Source organism: Streptococcus sp. OH4692_COT-348, assembly GCF_003859975.1.
Classification (GTDB): domain Bacteria; phylum Bacillota; class Bacilli; order Lactobacillales; family Streptococcaceae; genus Streptococcus.
The window spans coordinates 97,310-114,251 of sequence record NZ_RQZB01000002.1; the positions used below are offsets into that span (position 1 = coordinate 97,310).

The following is a 16,942-nucleotide window of genomic DNA, read 5'->3' on the forward strand; positions in this document are numbered from 1 at the left end:
TCTTTCTATATCCTTTTATCATTACACACACTCTACATTCTTTGAAAGGAGTTGAACACGCCCTAAATGCTGTGTGAAAAAGATAAATTCTCTTACGAGCATCGCTCGCTTTAAGAATTTCCTATTTTCACTTTGCATTTTACGGGCTTAGTATCCTATGTCTAACATTCAAAATATGTCCCTGGAGGACATCATGGGAGAGCGCTTTGGTCGCTACTCCAAGTACATTATTCAAGACCGGGCTTTGCCAGATATTCGTGATGGCTTGAAGCCGGTGCAACGTCGGATTCTTTATTCGATGAATAAGGATGGCAATACCTTTGACAAGAGCTACCGTAAGTCGGCCAAGTCTGTCGGTAACATCATGGGGAATTTCCACCCACACGGTGATAGTTCTATCTATGATGCCATGGTTCGTATGTCACAGGACTGGAAAAATCGTGAGATTCTAGTTGAAATGCACGGTAATAACGGTTCTATGGACGGAGATCCGCCTGCGGCTATGCGTTATACCGAGGCGCGTTTGTCTGAGATTGCTGGCTACCTTCTTCAGGATATCGAGAAGAAGACAGTTCCTTTTGCTTGGAACTTTGACGATACGGAGAAAGAGCCAACTGTCTTACCATCAGCCTTTCCAAACCTCTTAGTCAATGGTTCGACTGGGATTTCGGCTGGATATGCTACAGACATTCCACCACATAATTTAGCTGAGGTCATCGATGCGGCGGTTTATATGATTGACCACCCAACTGCAAAGGTTGATAAACTCATGGAATTCCTACCTGGACCAGACTTCCCGACAGGAGGAATTATTCAGGGTCGTGATGAAATTAAGAAAGCCTACGAAACTGGGAAAGGGCGCGTGGTTGTTCGTTCCAAGACGGAGATTGAAAAGCTAAAAGGTGGTAAGGAACAAATCGTTATCACTGAGATTCCTTATGAAATCAACAAGGCCAATCTAGTCAAGAAAATTGATGATGTCCGTGTCAATAACAAGGTGGCAGGTATTGCTGAGGTTCGGGACGAATCTGACCGTGACGGTCTTCGTATCGCTATTGAACTTAAGAAAGACGCTAATACGGAGCTGGTTCTTAACTATCTCTTCAAATACACAGATCTACAAATCAACTACAACTTTAATATGGTGGCGATTGACAATTTCACGCCTCGTCAGGTTGGGATTGTTCCAATCCTATCTAGCTACATTGCCCACCGTCGAGAAGTGATTTTGGCACGTTCCAGCTTTGATAAGGACAAGGCTGAAAAACGTCTTCATATCGTCGAAGGTTTGATTCGCGTGATTTCGATTTTGGACGAAGTCATTGCCCTTATCCGTGCTTCTGAGAACAAGGCTGACGCTAAGGAAAACCTTAAGGTCAGCTATGATTTTACGGAAGAACAGGCTGAGGCTATCGTAACCTTGCAACTGTATCGTTTGACCAATACCGATGTGGTTGTCTTACAGAAAGAAGAAGCAGAACTTCGTGAGAAGATTGCCATGCTTGCGGCTATTATCGGTGATGAGCGGACTATGTACAATCTCATGAAGAAAGAACTTCGTGAGGTTAAGAAGAAATTTGTCACTCCGCGTTTGAGTTCTCTAGAAGACACTGCGAAAGCAATTGAGATTGATACAGCTAGTCTGATTGCAGAGGAAGATACCTACGTCAGCGTGACCAAGGCAGGTTACATCAAGCGTACCAGTCCCCGTTCCTTCGCAGCCTCCACCTTGGAAGAAATTGGCAAGCGTGATGATGACCGTTTGATCTTTGTACAAGCTGTCAAGACAACCCAGCATCTTTTGATGTTCACAAGTCTTGGAAATGTCATCTATCGACCAATTCATGAATTAGCAGATATTCGCTGGAAGGACATCGGAGAGCATCTGAGCCAGACCATTACAAACTTTGAAACTAACGAAGAAATCCTTTATGTTGAAGTAGTAGATCAGTTTGATGATGCGACAACTTATTTTGCAGCTACTCGTCTTGGTCAAATCAAACGCGTAGAACGCAAAGAATTCTCTCCATGGCGAACCTACAAGTCTAAGTCTGTCAAGTATGCTAAGCTCAAAGATGATACAGACCAGATTGTGGCAGTAGCTCCGATTAAACTGGATGATGTTGTCTTGATTAGCCAAAATGGTTATGCCCTGCGTTTCAATATCGAAGAGGTTCCGGTTGTCGGTGCCAAGGCAGCAGGTGTTAAGGCTATGAATTTGAAAGAAGATGATATTCTCCAATCCGCCTTTATCTGTAACACCTCGTCCTTCTACCTTTTGACTCAACGTGGAAGCTTGAAACGTGTTTCTATTGATGAAATTCCAGCAACCAGCCGTGCTAAACGCGGACTACAAGTCTTGCGTGAGCTAAAAAATAAACCGCATCGTGTCTTCTTAGCAGGAGCAGTTGCAGAACAAGGCTTCGTTGGTGACCTCTTTAGTACAGAAGCGGACAGGAACGACCAAACTCTGCTGGTCCAATCCAACAAAGGAACAATCTATGAGAGCCGATTGCAAGATTTGAACCTATCAGAACGGACTAGTAACGGAACCTTCATTTCTGACACGATTTCAGATGAAGAAGTTTTTGACGCGTATCTTAAAGAAGTATTTACTGAAGCTAAATAAGTGAAATGAAGAATCAGTTTTCAGAGCTGGTTCTTTTTATTGAAGAAATTTTCTGAAAATTACAAAATATACTTGCTATTTTAGAAAAAAAGTGTAGAATAGTAGAATAAAAGAAATAGGTTTTTAGAATAAGGAGTGGAATATGACAGTAACGATTGATTGGGAAAACCTTGGTTTTTCCTATATGAAATTACCTTATCGCTATATTGCTCGTTTTAAAAATGGACAATGGGATCAAGGAGAGCTTACAGAGGATGCAACCTTGCATATTTCAGAGTCTTCTCCAAGTCTTCACTATGGACAACAAGCCTTTGAAGGTTTGAAAGCTTATCGTACTAAGGATGGAAGTATTCAACTTTTCCGTCCTGATGAAAATGCTAAACGTCTGCAACGGACATGTGACCGTCTCTTGATGCCACAAGTTCCGACAGAAATGTTTGTAGAAGCTTGTAAGGCAGTTGTTCGTGCGAATGAAGAATATGTACCTCCATACGGAACAGGTGGAACCTTATATCTTCGCCCTCTTTTGATTGGGGTAGGAGATATTATTGGGGTAAAACCGGCAGAAGAGTACATTTTCACCATCTTTGCTATGCCAGTTGGAAATTACTTTAAAGGTGGTTTGGTTCCAACCAACTTCTTGATTCAAGATGAGTACGATCGTGCGGCTCCAAATGGTACAGGTGCGGCTAAGGTTGGTGGAAACTATGCTGCCAGTCTCTTGCCAGGGAAATTGGCCAAGTCACGTCATTTCTCAGATGTTATCTATCTAGACCCATCAACTCATACAAAGATTGAAGAAGTCGGATCAGCTAACTTCTTTGGAATTACAGCTGATAATGAATTTGTAACACCATTGAGTCCATCTATCTTGCCATCTATTACCAAGTATTCTTTGCTTTATTTGGCAGAACATCGCTTGGGCTTAACTCCTATTGAGGGAGATGTCCCAATTGATAACCTTGACCGTTTTGTAGAGGCAGGTGCCTGTGGTACAGCAGCGGTTATTTCTCCAATTGGAGGTATTCAACACGGTGATGATTTCCATGTATTCTATAGTGAAACAGAAGTAGGACCTGTGACTCGTAAATTATATGATGAATTGACTGGTATTCAGTTCGGCGATATTGAAGCGCCAGAAGGTTGGATTGTAAAAGTTGACTAAATTTATCAAACACAAAAAACTCCAAATTAGTTGCACTCACTGATATGGAGTTTTTTCTTGCTAGTTTTAGGATTTTCTTGTAAAATAGAAAAAGTGAAGAGAGGTGTGAAATGAGTAAGAAAGATAAGAAAATCGAAATTCAAGTGGCAGATGCCAAAGTTAGTGTAGGAAAAGACAGTTTTGAAGGTTATACCTTGACCATTGGTAAAAAAGTTATCGGAGAAATTGCCGAATTAGATGGACAGTTTGCTATTATAAAGAATGGGAATGTCGATAGTTTTTATAAAAAATTGGAAAAAGCTGTGGAAATTTTGATTGAAAATTATAATTTATCAAAATAAGTCTTGTTTTTTTGAAATTTTCATGATATAATAGTCCATGTTGATTGTAGGAGAGATAGCGAAGAGGCTAAACGCGGCGGACTGTAAATCCGCTCCTTCGGGTTCGGGGGTTCGAATCCCTCTCTCTCCATTTTATCAATGGGGTATAGCCAAGCGGTAAGGCAAGGGACTTTGACTCCCTCATGCGTTGGTTCGAATCCAGCTACCCCAGTTCTTAGGTAATGATCAAGATAAAAAGCAAAATATCTTAGGGTATTTTATTTTTATAATTGAAAGACGTGAACGATATAAACATGTCCTTGCGGGTGCTTAGGAAAAAAATTATAAGTATGTCAAGTTTAAGAAAAACTTGATTGTTGGAGGATTTTTTAGATGAACGAATTTGAAGATTTGCTAAATAGCGTTAGCCAAGTTGAGACTGGTGATGTTGTTAGTGCTGAAGTATTGACAGTTGATGCGACTCAAGCTAACGTTGCAATCTCTGGAACTGGTGTTGAAGGTGTCTTGACTCTTCGCGAATTGACAAACGATCGCGATGCAGATATCAATGACTTTGTTAAAGTAGGAGAAGTATTGGATGTTCTTGTACTTCGTCAAGTAGTTGGTAAAGATACTGATACAGTTACATACCTTGTATCTAAAAAACGCCTTGAAGCTCGCAAAGCATGGGACAAACTTGTTGGTCGCGAAGAAGAAGTTGTTACTGTTAAAGGAACTCGTGCCGTTAAAGGTGGACTTTCAGTAGAATTTGAAGGTGTTCGTGGATTTATCCCAGCTTCAATGTTGGATACTCGTTTCGTACGTAACACTGAGCGTTTTGTAGGTCAAGAATTTGACGCTAAAATCAAAGAAGTTGACGCTAAAGAAAACCGCTTCATCCTTTCACGTCGTGAAGTTGTTGAAGCAGCTACAGCAGCAGCTCGCGCTGAAGTATTCGGTAAATTGGCTGTTGGTGATGTAGTAACTGGTAAAGTTGCTCGTATTACAAGCTTCGGTGCTTTCATCGATCTTGGTGGTGTTGACGGATTGGTTCACTTGACTGAATTGTCACACGAACGTAACGTTTCACCAAAATCAGTTGTAACTGTTGGTGAAGAAATTGAAGTGAAAATTCTTGATCTTAACGAAGAAGAAGGACGTGTATCACTTTCACTTAAAGCAACAACACCTGGACCATGGGATGGCGTTGAGCAAAAATTGGCTAAAGGTGATGTAGTAGAAGGAACAGTTAAACGTTTGACTGATTTCGGTGCATTTGTTGAAGTATTGCCAGGTATCGATGGACTTGTTCACGTATCACAAATTTCACACAAACGTATTGAAAATCCAAAAGAAGCTCTTAAAGTTGGTCAAGAAGTTCAAGTTAAAGTTCTTGAAGTTAACGCAGATGCAGAGCGCGTATCACTTTCTATCAAAGCTCTTGAAGAGCGTCCAGCTCAAGAAGAAGGACAAAAAGAAGAAAAACGTGCTCCACGTCCACGTCGTCCAAAACGTCAAGAAAAACGTGATTTCGAACTTCCAGAAACACAAACAGGATTCTCAATGGCTGACTTGTTCGGTGATATTGAACTTTAATCAAATTGAAAATTCACAAAATCCTTTGTTTACTTAACAAGGGATTTTTCTTTTGTCTGTAAGTCTTTTTTGATATAATAGTTCTATGTTAGAATCAGAAAAACAATCACGTTATCAAATGTTAAATGAGGAGCTCACTTTTTTATTGGATGGTGAAACCAATGTTTTGGCTAATCTTTCCAACGCAAGTGCTCTTTTAAAATCACGCTTTCCTAATACCGTATTTGCAGGCTTTTATCTGTTCGATGGAAAGGAATTGGTTTTAGGTCCTTTCCAAGGCGGTGTTTCCTGCATCCGTATTGCGCTAGGCAAGGGTGTTTGTGGTGAGGCAGCTCATTTTCAGGAAACCGTTGTTGTTGGAGATGTAACGACTTATCCCAACTATATTTCTTGTGATAGTCGAGCTAAAAGTGAAATTGTTATTCCGATGGTTAAGAATGGTCAATTACTTGGAGTTCTAGATCTTGATTCTTCAGAGATTGATGATTATGATGCTATGGATCGAGATTATTTGGAACAATTTGTCGCTATTTTGCTTGAAAAGACAGAATGGGACTTTACAATGTTTGGGGAGAAAGCCTAATGTATCAAGCACTTTATCGAAAATATAGAAGTCAAAACTTCTCCCAGTTGGTTGGACAGGAAGTTGTGGCTAAGACTCTTAAACAAGCAGTGGAGCAAGAGAAAATAAGTCATGCCTATCTTTTTTCTGGTCCACGTGGAACGGGAAAAACCAGTGTAGCCAAGATTTTTGCCAAAGCTATGAACTGTCCAAATCAAGTGGGTGGTGAACCTTGTAATAACTGCTATATTTGTCAAGCAGTGACAGATGGTAGTTTAGAAGATGTCATTGAAATGGATGCGGCCTCTAATAATGGGGTGGATGAAATTCGCGAAATTCGTGATAAATCTACCTACGCTCCTAGTCTTGCCCGTTATAAGGTTTACATCATAGATGAGGTTCACATGCTGTCTACAGGAGCTTTTAATGCCCTCCTAAAGACGCTGGAAGAGCCAACACAGAATGTGGTCTTTATTTTGGCAACTACTGAATTGCACAAGATTCCTGCCACTATTCTATCCCGTGTGCAACGTTTTGAATTTAAATCAATTAAGACACAGGATATTAAGGAACATATCCGCTATATCTTAGAAAAAGAAAATATCAGTTCTGAACCAGAGGCTGTGGAAATCATTGCCAGACGGGCTGAAGGTGGAATGCGAGATGCCTTGTCTATTTTGGATCAAGCCCTGAGTTTGACACAGGGAAACGAGCTGACGACTACCATCTCTGAAGAAATTACTGGCACAATTAGTCTATCAGCCTTGGATGATTATGTGGCCGCCTTGTCTCAACAGGATGTTCCCAAAGCATTAGCTTGTTTAAATCTTCTTTTTGACAATGGTAAGAGCATGACTCGTTTTGTGACCGATCTTTTGCACTATTTAAGAGATTTGTTAATTGTTCAAACAGGGGGAGAAAACACTCATCATAGTCCAGTCTTTGTGGAGAATTTAGCTCTTCCTCAGGAAAATCTGTTTGAAATGATTCGCTTGGCGACAGTCAGTTTAGCAGATATTAAGTCTAGTTTGCAGCCCAAGATTTATGCTGAGATGATGACCATCCGTTTGGCGGAGATTAAGCCTGAACCAGCTTTTTCTGGGGTAGTTGAACATGAAATTACTGCATTGAGACAGGAAGTTGCGCGTCTCAAACAAGAACTCGCAAATGTGGGAACTGTAGCTAAGCCAACAAATCCAGCTCCTAGTCGTCCAACAGCAGGCAAAACAGTCTATCGTGTGGATCGTAATAAAGTTCAATCTATCCTACAAGAGGCCGTCGAAAATCCTGATTTAGCACGTCAAAATCTGATTCGCTTACAGAATGCCTGGGGAGAGGTGATTGAAAGTCTAGGTGGGCCTGATAAGGCTTTGCTAGTTGGTTCTCAACCAGTTGCGGCCAATGAACACCATGCTATTCTTGCTTTTGAGTCTAACTTCAATGCTGGTCAAACCATGAAACGAGACAATCTCAACACCATGTTTGGCAATATCCTCAGTCAGGCAGCAGGTTTTTCACCTGAGATTTTAGCCATTTCCATGGAGGAATGGAAAGAAGTTCGCGCAGCCTTTTCAGCCAAAGCCAAATCTTCCCAAACTGAAAAAGAAGCAGAAGAAAGCCTGATTCCAGAAGGATTTGAATTTTTGGCTGATAAAATGAAGGTAGAGGAAGACTAAAGAAAGATTTCATGATACAATAAGTTTATGAATAGACAACAATTTATTATCATAGCGCTGTTTACAGCTGCTGAGACCTATTTTTTCAATGAAGCTTGGATGACTGGTCGCTATATTATGGCAGCCTTTTGGGCCATTTTGCTCTTTAGAAATTTCCGAGTTAGTTACTTGATGGGCAAGATTGTAGATGTCATTGACCAGCATTTAAAAGGAAAAGACTAGTCCTCAGCTTCTAGACAAAATCAAAGCCTTTTAGGCTTTTTTTTGTTATACTATAAAAGTATATTTATTGACCTTTTACCGTATTTTCTAGGGAAATCAAGTATGTTTCCAGTAAGAACTGTAAAGGCCTTGAAAAAGAAAGGAACTATCATGTCAGTATTAGAGATCAAAGATCTTCACGTTGAGATTGAAGGAAAAGAAATTTTAAAAGGGGTTAACTTGACCCTGAAAACAGGAGAAATCGCCGCTATCATGGGACCAAATGGTACTGGTAAATCTACTCTTTCTGCCGCTATCATGGGAAATCCAAACTATGAAGTTACCAAAGGTGAAGTCTTGTTTGATGGCGTAAACATTCTTGAGTTAGAAGTGGACGAGAGAGCGCGTATGGGACTTTTCCTTGCTATGCAATACCCATCAGAAATTCCTGGAATTACCAATGCTGAGTTTCTTCGTGCAGCCATGAATGCTGGTAAAGAAGACGAAGAGAAGATTTCAGTTCGTGAGTTTATCACTAAATTGGATGAGAAGATGGAATTGCTCAACATGAAAGAAGAAATGGCTGAGCGTTACCTCAACGAAGGTTTCTCTGGTGGTGAGAAAAAACGTAATGAGATTCTTCAACTTTTGATGTTGGAGCCAACATTTGCCCTTTTGGACGAGATTGACTCTGGTCTAGATATTGACGCTCTTAAAGTTGTTTCTAAAGGTGTGAATGCCATGCGTGGTGAAGGCTTTGGTGCTATGATTATCACTCACTATCAACGTCTTTTGAACTACATCACACCTGATGTGGTACACGTGATGATGGAAGGTCGTGTTGTCCTTTCTGGTGGTCCAGAATTGGCTGCGCGTTTGGAACGTGAAGGATACGCAAAACTAGCTGAAGAACTTGGCTACGACTACAAAGAAGAATTGTAATTCCCTCGTATCTTTTAGGAGAAGTAAATGACTAAAGAAAATATTAAACTTTTTTCAGAAATGCACGCTGAACCAAGCTGGTTGGCTGATCTCCGTCAAAAAGCTTTTGACAAGATTGAGACTTTGGAATTACCAGTTATTGAGCGTGTCAAATTCCACCGTTGGAATCTGGGTGATGGAACGATTACAGAAAGTGAGCCATCAGCAAATGTTCCAGATTTCACTGCACTAGATAACCACTTGAAGTTGGTGCAAGTAGGGACTCAGACTGTTTTTGAGCAAATTCCAGTTGAGTTGGCTGAACAGGGTGTCGTCTTTACAGACTTCCACTCAGCTTTAGAAGAAATTCCAGAGTTGATCGAAGAATTCTTCATGTCATCTGTCAAGTACGATGATGATAAATTAGCAGCCTACCATACAGCTTATTTCAATAGTGGTGCTGTTCTCTATATTCCTGATAACGTGGAAATTGCTGAACCAATCGAAGGAATTTTCTACCAAGATAGTGATAGTGATGTGCCGTTTAACAAGCATATTATGATTATCGCTGGTAAAAACTCTAAGATTAGTTATCTGGAGCGTTTAGAGTCACGCGGTGAAGGAAGTGCCAAAGCAACTGCTAATATTACAGTAGAAGTGATTGCTCGTTCTGGAGCTCAAGTGAAGTTTGCTGCGATTGACCGTCTAGGTGAAAACGTCACTGCCTACATTAGCCGTCGTGGTAAATTAGGTAATGATGCAAGTATTGACTGGGCGATTGGTGTCATGAACGAAGGAAACGTCGTTGCTGACTTTGATAGCGACTTGATTGGTAACGGTAGCCATGCGGACCTTAAAGTCGTAGCTCTTTCAAGTGGCCGTCAGGTACAAGGGATTGATACCCGAGTAACTAACTATGGTTGCAACTCAATCGGAAATATCCTCCAACATGGGGTTATTCTTGAAAAAGCAACTTTAACTTTCAATGGTATTGGCCACATTATCAAGGGTGCCAAGGGAGCAGATGCGCAACAAGAAAGTCGAGTTCTCATGCTTTCAGACCAAGCGCGTTCAGATGCCAATCCAATTCTTTTGATTGATGAAAATGACGTAACTGCAGGACACGCGGCTTCTATCGGTCAGGTAGATCCAGAAGATATGTATTACCTCATGAGCCGTGGTTTGGATAAGGCAACTGCAGAACGCTTGGTTGTTCGTGGTTTCCTTGGCTCCGTTATCGTTGAGATTCCAGTCAAGGAAGTTCGTGATGAAATGATTGCAACCATCGAAGAAAAATTGTCAAAACGCTAAGGGGTAGCTTATGTTAGATGTAGAAGCGATTCGCAAGGATTTTCCAATTTTAGACCAGATTGTTAACGATGAGCCTCTGGTCTATCTGGACAATGCTGCGACGACACAAAAACCACTAGCTGTTCTTGAAACGATTAACCGCTACTATGTGAACGACAATGCCAATGTTCACCGTGGTGTTCATACCTTGGCAGAAAGGGCGACAGCTTCTTATGAGGCGGCTCGTGAAACCATTCGTAAGTTTATCAATGCAGACTCTACAAAGGAAGTTCTCTTTACCAGAGGAACGACAACCAGTCTTAACTGGGTAGCGCGTTATGCTGAGGAAGTCTTGACTGAGGGAGACCAGGTCTTGATTTCCGTCATGGAACACCATTCCAATATCATTCCATGGCAAGAAGCCTGCCGTAAGACTGGAGCGGAGCTTGTTTATGTCTATCTCAAGGACGGAGCTCTGGATATGGATGATTTGCGAGTTAAATTGACTGATAGAGTCAAGTTTATCTCCCTAGCTCATGCCTCAAATGTTCTTGGTGTGGTCAATCCGATCAAGGAAATCACTCAATTAGCCCACCAAGTTGGTGCCATCATGGTGGTGGATGGTGCTCAATCTACTCCTCATATGAAGATTGATGTTCAGGACTTGGATGTGGACTTCTTTGCCTTTTCAGGTCACAAGATGGCTGGTCCGACTGGTATCGGTGTTCTTTATGGCAAAGAAAAGTATCTGGAGCAAATGTCACCAGTTGAATTTGGCGGTGAGATGATTGATTTCGTCTATGAGCAATCTGCTAGTTGGAAGGAATTGCCTTGGAAATTTGAGGCTGGAACACCAAATATGGCAGGTGCTATCGGACTGGCAGCAGCAGTGGATTATCTAGAAAACATCGGTATGGATGCCATTGAAGCCCATGAACAGGAATTAATCTCATACGTCTTTCCAAAACTGCAGGCGATTGAAGGACTGACCATTTATGGTTCACAGAACTTGGCACAACGTTCAGGTGTTATTGCTTTTAACCTAGGCGACCTTCATCCTCACGACCTTGCGACTGCTTTGGATTATGAAGGAGTGGCTGTTCGAGCAGGTCACCACTGTGCGCAACCCTTGCTTCAGTATTTGGATGTCCCAGCAACAGCTCGTGCAAGTTTTTATATCTACAATACCAAGGCAGATTGCGACAAGCTAGTCGATGCCTTACAAAAGACAAAGGAGTTTTTCAATGGCACTTTCTAAACTAGATAGCCTTTATATGGCAGTGGTAGCAGACCATTCGAAAAACCCACATCACCAAGGGAAGTTAGAAGATGCTGAGCAAATCAGTCTCAACAATCCGACCTGTGGGGATGTTATCAATCTCTCTGTCAAGTTTGATGTAGATGACCGTTTGGAAGATATCGCTTTTCTAAACTCAGGTTGTACTATCTCAACTGCCTCTGCAAGCATGATGACAGATGCTGTTTTGGGCAAGACCAAGCAAGAAATTTTAGAACTTGCGACTATTTTTTCTGAAATGGTTCAAGGGCAAAAAGATGAGCGTCAAGACCAACTAGGCGATGCAGCCTTCTTGTCAGGTGTTGCTAAATTTCCTCAACGTATCAAGTGTGCAACCCTAGCTTGGAACGCCCTCAAGAAAACAATTGAAAATCAAGAAAACAAGTAAGACAAGTTTCTTTTGTCTTATGAATCAGTAGAAATGAAGAATGAAAGAAAGGATATTATGGCTGAAGAAAGAGTAGAACCAAAACCAATTGACCTTGGTGAATATAAATTTGGTTTCCATGATGATGTAGAGCCTGTCCTATCGACAGGAAAAGGATTGAATGAAGATGTCATTCGTGAACTATCAGCTGCAAAGGGAGAACCTGAGTGGATGTTAGAGTTCCGTTTGAAGTCTTATGAAACCTTCAAAAAAATGCCTATGCAAACTTGGGGAGCAGACTTGTCAGAGATTGACTTTGATGATTTGATCTACTACCAAAAACCATCTGATAAACCAGCCCGTTCTTGGGATGATGTTCCTGAAAAAATTAAAGAAACCTTTGAACGTATCGGGATTCCTGAAGCAGAACGTGCATATCTAGCTGGTGCCTCTGCCCAGTATGAGTCAGAAGTGGTTTACCACAACATGAAGGAAGAGTTCCAGAAATTGGGGATTATCTTTACGGATACGGATTCTGCCCTCAAGGAATACCCAGACTTGTTTAAACAATACTTTGCTAAGTTAGTACCGCCAACAGATAACAAATTGGCTGCCCTTAACTCAGCAGTATGGTCTGGTGGAACCTTTATCTACGTACCAAAAGGGGTCAAGGTAGATATTCCACTTCAAACTTACTTCCGTATCAACAACGAGAATACTGGTCAGTTTGAACGTACCCTGATTATCGTTGATGAAGGAGCAAGTGTCCATTATGTAGAAGGATGTACAGCGCCAACTTATTCAAGTAACAGCTTGCATGCTGCCATTGTAGAAATCTTTGCCTTGGATGGAGCTTATATGCGTTATACGACTATCCAAAACTGGTCTGATAACGTCTATAACTTGGTAACGAAACGTGCTAAGGCTCAAAAGGATGCCACTGTTGAGTGGATTGATGGTAACTTGGGCGCTAAAACAACTATGAAATATCCATCTGTTTACCTAGATGGGGAAGGGGCGCGTGGTACTATGCTCTCTATCGCTTTTGCCAATGCAGGGCAACACCAGGATACTGGAGCTAAGATGATCCACAACGCTCCACATACAAGCTCGTCTATTGTGTCTAAATCCATCGCTAAAGGTGGAGGTAAGGTTGACTACCGTGGACAAGTAACCTTTAATAAAAACTCTAAGAAATCTGTTTCTCACATCGAATGTGATACCATTATCATGGATGACTTGTCAGCATCAGATACCATTCCATTTAATGAAATTCACAACTCACAAGTCGCTTTGGAACACGAAGCTAAGGTATCTAAGATTTCAGAAGAGCAACTCTATTATCTCATGAGCCGTGGATTGTCAGAATCTGAAGCAACTGAGATGATTGTTATGGGATTTGTAGAACCATTTACAAAAGAGCTTCCAATGGAATATGCTGTTGAGCTGAACCGCTTGATTAGCTATGAAATGGAAGGATCAGTTGGCTAAGAATATGTAGAATCTGAGCAGGATTTATTTCTGTTCAGATTTTTTTGAAAAATCATCTTATAAATATTCACAAAAATCCTTTTATATGATAAAATAAAACAATCATATTTAATGGAGATGAAGTATGAATATTTTTAGAACTAAAGATGTTAGCTTGGGACGTACTGAAATGCACCGGCATTTAAAAGTATGGGATTTAATTTTATTAGGAATCGGTGCCATGGTAGGAACTGGGATTTTTACCATTACAGGAACCGCAGCAGCAACGCTTGCTGGTCCGTCACTGGTTGTATCCATAGTGATTTCTGCCCTTTGTGTTTCTTTATCCGCCCTCTTTTTCGCAGAGTTTGCCTCTCGTGTTCCTGCAACTGGTGGTGCTTATAGTTATTTGTATGCAATTTTGGGTGAATTACCAGCTTGGATTGCTGGTTGGTTGACCATCATGGAATTCATGACAGCAGTTTCTGGTGTGGCCTCTGGCTGGGCAGCTTATTTTAAAGGCTTGCTCAGTAACTATAGTATTTCAATGCCTCAAGCCTTGAATGGGACCTTTAACCCTGAGCAGGGTACCTATATAGACCTTTTACCTATTTTGGTATTGACACTGGTAACCGGTTTAGTTTTATTAAATTCCAAGGCAGCCTTGCGTTTTAATTCGCTTCTAGTCGTCTTGAAATTCTCTGCTCTCGCTTTGTTTATTCTAGTTGGTATCTGGTATATTAAACCAGAAAATTGGTCCAACTTTGCTCCCTTTGGTTTTGGTCAAATTTATGGTGGAAGTACTGGAATAATGGCAGGAGCATCTTTGATGTTCTTTGGTTTCCTAGGATTTGAATCTATTTCTATGGCTGTTGATGAAATTCAAAACCCACAAAAAAATGTTCCACGAGGTATTGTTTTGTCATTGACAATCGTAACGATTCTCTATGCTTTGGTTACATTAGTATTGACAGGGATTGTTCACTACAGCAAACTCAATGTGGACGATGCTGTCGCATTTTCATTGCGAAGTATAGGAATTGGTTGGGCAGCTAATTATGTGTCATTAGTGGCCATTTTGACCCTAATAACAGTGTGTATTTCTATGACTTATGCCTTATCGCGTATGATTTACAGTTTAGCACGTGATGGTCTTTTACCTCGAAGTTTTAAGCAATTAAGCAAAACAAGTCGTGTTCCTAAAAATGCGACCATCTTAACTGGAGTTGCTTCTGCAATAGCAGCAGGAGTATTTCCGCTAGCTAGTATCGCGGCCTTTCTAAATATTTGTACGCTGGCTTATCTTATCTTACTGGCTTATGGAATTATAAAACTTAGAAAGGATAAGGGAGTACCTAAAGAAGGAGAATTCAAAACTCCCCTAGTTCCCTTGTTACCGATTTTATCTATTCTAATCTGTGTTTCCTTTATGCTTCAATATAGTATAGAAACATGGATTGCGTTTGGCATTGCTCTTGTAGTTGGACTTGTGATTTACTTTACTTATGGCTATCGTCATTCTACACTTTCTGAATAGAGAAAAAGCTGGAACTTCCCAGCTTTTTCTTTATTCTTTTATATAGGTAAATCCTTCTCCAAGGATTTCGTGAGCTTCAGTAATAGTTATAAAGGCTTGAGGATCAACTTGATGAATCATATCTTTCATTTTTACAATTTCATTACGACCAACAATACAATAGATGATTTTTAAATCTTTTTTACTATAGTAGCCTTGACCAGAAAGAAAGGTTACCCCACGTCCGAGTTCATCATTAATCTTTTTAGCTAATTTATCAGGATACTGAGTAATAATTATAAAGCCTTTTCCAGCGTAGCCACCTTCTCCAATAAAATCAATGACACGTGTGATGATAAAATCGAACAAAAGTGTATAGGTAACTAGACGAAGATCTTGAAAGAGTATTAAAATTAACATTAGGATAAAGAAGTCAATCCCAAAAAGCAATTTTCCGATTGATATATTCGTATATTTGTTTAGAATACGAGCAACAATATCAGATCCACCGGTTGTTCCACCAGCATTGAAAATAACTCCTAATCCGATTCCAAGCAGAACACCGGAAACCAAGGAAACGATTATCAAATCACCTTGTAAATCAAACTGTAAGGGAATACGTTCAAATACCGCTAACCAAACAGATAGAGAAAAAGTACCTAGAAGGCTAGAATAGAGTGTTTTAGGACCAAATATTTTCCAAGCCAAAATGAATAAGGGAATATTAATTAAAAGATTCATCAAGGAGACAGGAATCTTGAAGAGATAGTATGTAATTAGGGTGACACCAGTTGCTCCTCCCTCGAAGAGATGATGGGGAACAACAAAATAGGTAAGACCAAAAGCATAAATAGCTGCACCCAGTATGATGGTGATAATAGGCTGTATTTTTCGAATCATGATTTTCCCTCACTTTTCTATAGATTGATTATACCAAAATTTCAAACTTTTTCATTGGATCCCTTATGATTTTTTAATAATTTTTTGATATAATAAGAGTGAAAAATCTAATTCCTATCTAGTATAATAGAAAGATTGATTATATGACAAAAGTAAAAATTGTAACAGATTCTTCTGTTACTATCGAACCAGAAGTTGTTAAAGAACTTAATATTACAGTTGTTTCCCTATCGGTTATGATTGATAGCGTACTTTATTCGGACTCAGATTTGAAAGAGGGTGAGTTCCTTCATCTTATGCAACAAAGTAAGAATCTTCCTAAAACGAGTCAACCCCCAGTAGGAGTATTTGCTGAGGTTTTTGAAGAGTTAGGAAAAGATGGTAGTCAAATTCTTGCAATACATATGTCTCATGCCTTGTCTGGAACGGTTGAGGCTGCTCGTCAAGGTGCAAGTTTATCTGCTGCGGATGTGACAGTTATTGATAGCTCATTTACCGATCAGGCTATGAAGTTTCAGGTTGTTGAAGCCGCAAAACTTGCTAAAGAAGGAAAAGATTTAGAAACAATTGTAGCTGCTGTTGAAGAAATCAAACAAGAAACAGAACTTTACATTGGGGTTTCAACTTTAGAAAATTTAGTGAAAGGTGGACGTATCGGACGTGTGACAGGTTTGTTAAGTTCCCTTTTGAACATTCGTGTTGTGATGCAGATGAAAGATCATGAATTGCAACCTATTGTTAAAGGTCGCGGTGCTAAAACGTTTAAAAAATGGTTAGACGAGTTGGTAGAAACTCTTTCTCATAAAGCGGTTGCTGAAATTGGGATTTCTTATGCAGGAAATAATGAGTGGGCTAATGAAATGAAGAGTTTATTGCAAAAATATGTTGAAAAACCGATATCAGTTTTAGAAACAGGTTCTATTATTCAAACTCATACAGGAGAAAATGCATGGGCTATTTTAATACGATATGTTTCCTAAAAAATAGTGAAAATTCATTCAAAATAGTGTTTTTGACTTGACCTACGGGCGT

The 16,942-nt window shown here is 40.2% G+C and carries 15 protein-coding genes and 2 tRNA genes; 16 read left to right on the top strand and 1 reads right to left on the bottom strand.

Annotated features, from left to right (window positions below; all coding sequences use genetic code 11):
* Positions 1 to 157: 157 nt before the first annotated feature.
* From parC to EII37_RS01430, 15 genes are all read left to right on the top strand, one after another.
* Positions 158 to 2,629, top strand: a complete 2,472-nt coding sequence (gene parC, locus EII37_RS01360) for a DNA topoisomerase IV subunit A (RefSeq protein WP_124787337.1) — start codon at positions 158 to 160, stop codon at positions 2,627 to 2,629.
* Positions 2,630 to 2,771: 142 nt separating this feature from the next.
* The gene (locus EII37_RS01365; protein WP_124787338.1) at positions 2,772 to 3,794 is read left to right on the top strand and encodes a branched-chain amino acid aminotransferase; all 1,023 of its coding nucleotides are present in this window, start codon (positions 2,772 to 2,774) and stop codon (positions 3,792 to 3,794) included.
* Positions 3,795 to 3,904: 110 nt separating this feature from the next.
* Positions 3,905 to 4,135, top strand: a complete 231-nt coding sequence (locus EII37_RS01370) for a DUF2969 domain-containing protein (RefSeq protein ID WP_124787339.1) — start codon at positions 3,905 to 3,907, stop codon at positions 4,133 to 4,135.
* A gap of 49 nt (positions 4,136 to 4,184) precedes the next feature.
* A tRNA-Tyr gene (locus EII37_RS01375) sits at positions 4,185 to 4,265 on the top strand.
* Between the two features lie 9 nt (positions 4,266 to 4,274).
* Positions 4,275 to 4,346, top strand: a tRNA-Gln gene (locus EII37_RS01380).
* A gap of 161 nt (positions 4,347 to 4,507) precedes the next feature.
* Positions 4,508 to 5,710, top strand: a complete 1,203-nt coding sequence (rpsA, locus tag EII37_RS01385; protein ID WP_001001632.1) for a 30S ribosomal protein S1 — start codon at positions 4,508 to 4,510, stop codon at positions 5,708 to 5,710.
* A gap of 85 nt (positions 5,711 to 5,795) precedes the next feature.
* Entirely contained in the window at positions 5,796 to 6,293 is a 498-nt protein-coding gene (locus tag EII37_RS01390; RefSeq protein WP_124787340.1) for a GAF domain-containing protein, read from the top strand.
* Positions 6,293 to 7,948 carry a DNA polymerase III subunit gamma/tau gene (gene dnaX, locus EII37_RS01395; RefSeq protein ID WP_124787341.1) on the top strand — a complete coding sequence of 552 codons (1,656 nt, stop codon included), beginning with the start codon at positions 6,293 to 6,295 and terminating at the stop codon, positions 7,946 to 7,948. The genes EII37_RS01390 and dnaX overlap by 1 nt, the downstream gene beginning before the upstream one ends.
* A 27-nt stretch (positions 7,949 to 7,975) precedes the next feature.
* Positions 7,976 to 8,170, top strand: a complete 195-nt coding sequence (locus EII37_RS01400; protein WP_001081602.1) for a DUF3272 domain-containing protein — start codon at positions 7,976 to 7,978, stop codon at positions 8,168 to 8,170.
* Between the two features lie 150 nt (positions 8,171 to 8,320).
* Entirely contained in the window at positions 8,321 to 9,091 is a 771-nt protein-coding gene (gene sufC, locus EII37_RS01405) for a Fe-S cluster assembly ATPase SufC (RefSeq protein ID WP_124787342.1), read from the top strand.
* Positions 9,092 to 9,118: 27 nt separating this feature from the next.
* Positions 9,119 to 10,381 carry a Fe-S cluster assembly protein SufD gene (gene sufD, locus EII37_RS01410; RefSeq protein WP_077805003.1) on the top strand — a complete coding sequence of 421 codons (1,263 nt, stop codon included), beginning with the start codon at positions 9,119 to 9,121 and terminating at the stop codon, positions 10,379 to 10,381.
* 10 nt (positions 10,382 to 10,391) lie between these two features.
* Positions 10,392 to 11,618, top strand: coding sequence for a cysteine desulfurase (locus tag EII37_RS01415; protein WP_124787343.1), 1,227 nt, complete (start codon positions 10,392 to 10,394; stop codon positions 11,616 to 11,618).
* The gene (gene sufU, locus EII37_RS01420) at positions 11,605 to 12,045 is read left to right on the top strand and encodes a Fe-S cluster assembly sulfur transfer protein SufU (RefSeq protein WP_084888347.1); all 441 of its coding nucleotides are present in this window, start codon (positions 11,605 to 11,607) and stop codon (positions 12,043 to 12,045) included. The genes EII37_RS01415 and sufU overlap by 14 nt, the downstream gene beginning before the upstream one ends.
* A gap of 57 nt (positions 12,046 to 12,102) precedes the next feature.
* Positions 12,103 to 13,515, top strand: coding sequence for a Fe-S cluster assembly protein SufB (sufB, locus tag EII37_RS01425; protein WP_000797050.1), 1,413 nt, complete (start codon positions 12,103 to 12,105; stop codon positions 13,513 to 13,515).
* A gap of 124 nt (positions 13,516 to 13,639) precedes the next feature.
* Positions 13,640 to 15,031: an APC family permease gene (locus EII37_RS01430; RefSeq protein ID WP_124787344.1), complete on the top strand. Its 1,392-nt coding sequence runs from the start codon at positions 13,640 to 13,642 to the stop codon at positions 15,029 to 15,031.
* Between the two features lie 30 nt (positions 15,032 to 15,061).
* Here EII37_RS01430 and EII37_RS01435 read toward each other — a convergent pair whose 3' ends face one another.
* Positions 15,062 to 15,910, bottom strand: a complete 849-nt coding sequence (locus EII37_RS01435; protein ID WP_124787345.1) for a YitT family protein — start codon at positions 15,908 to 15,910, stop codon at positions 15,062 to 15,064.
* Between the two features lie 143 nt (positions 15,911 to 16,053).
* Here EII37_RS01435 and EII37_RS01440 point away from each other — a divergent pair, with 143 nt between their 5' ends.
* Positions 16,054 to 16,890 carry a DegV family protein gene (locus EII37_RS01440; protein WP_124787346.1) on the top strand — a complete coding sequence of 279 codons (837 nt, stop codon included), beginning with the start codon at positions 16,054 to 16,056 and terminating at the stop codon, positions 16,888 to 16,890.
* The last annotated feature ends 52 nt before the right edge of the window (positions 16,891 to 16,942 follow it).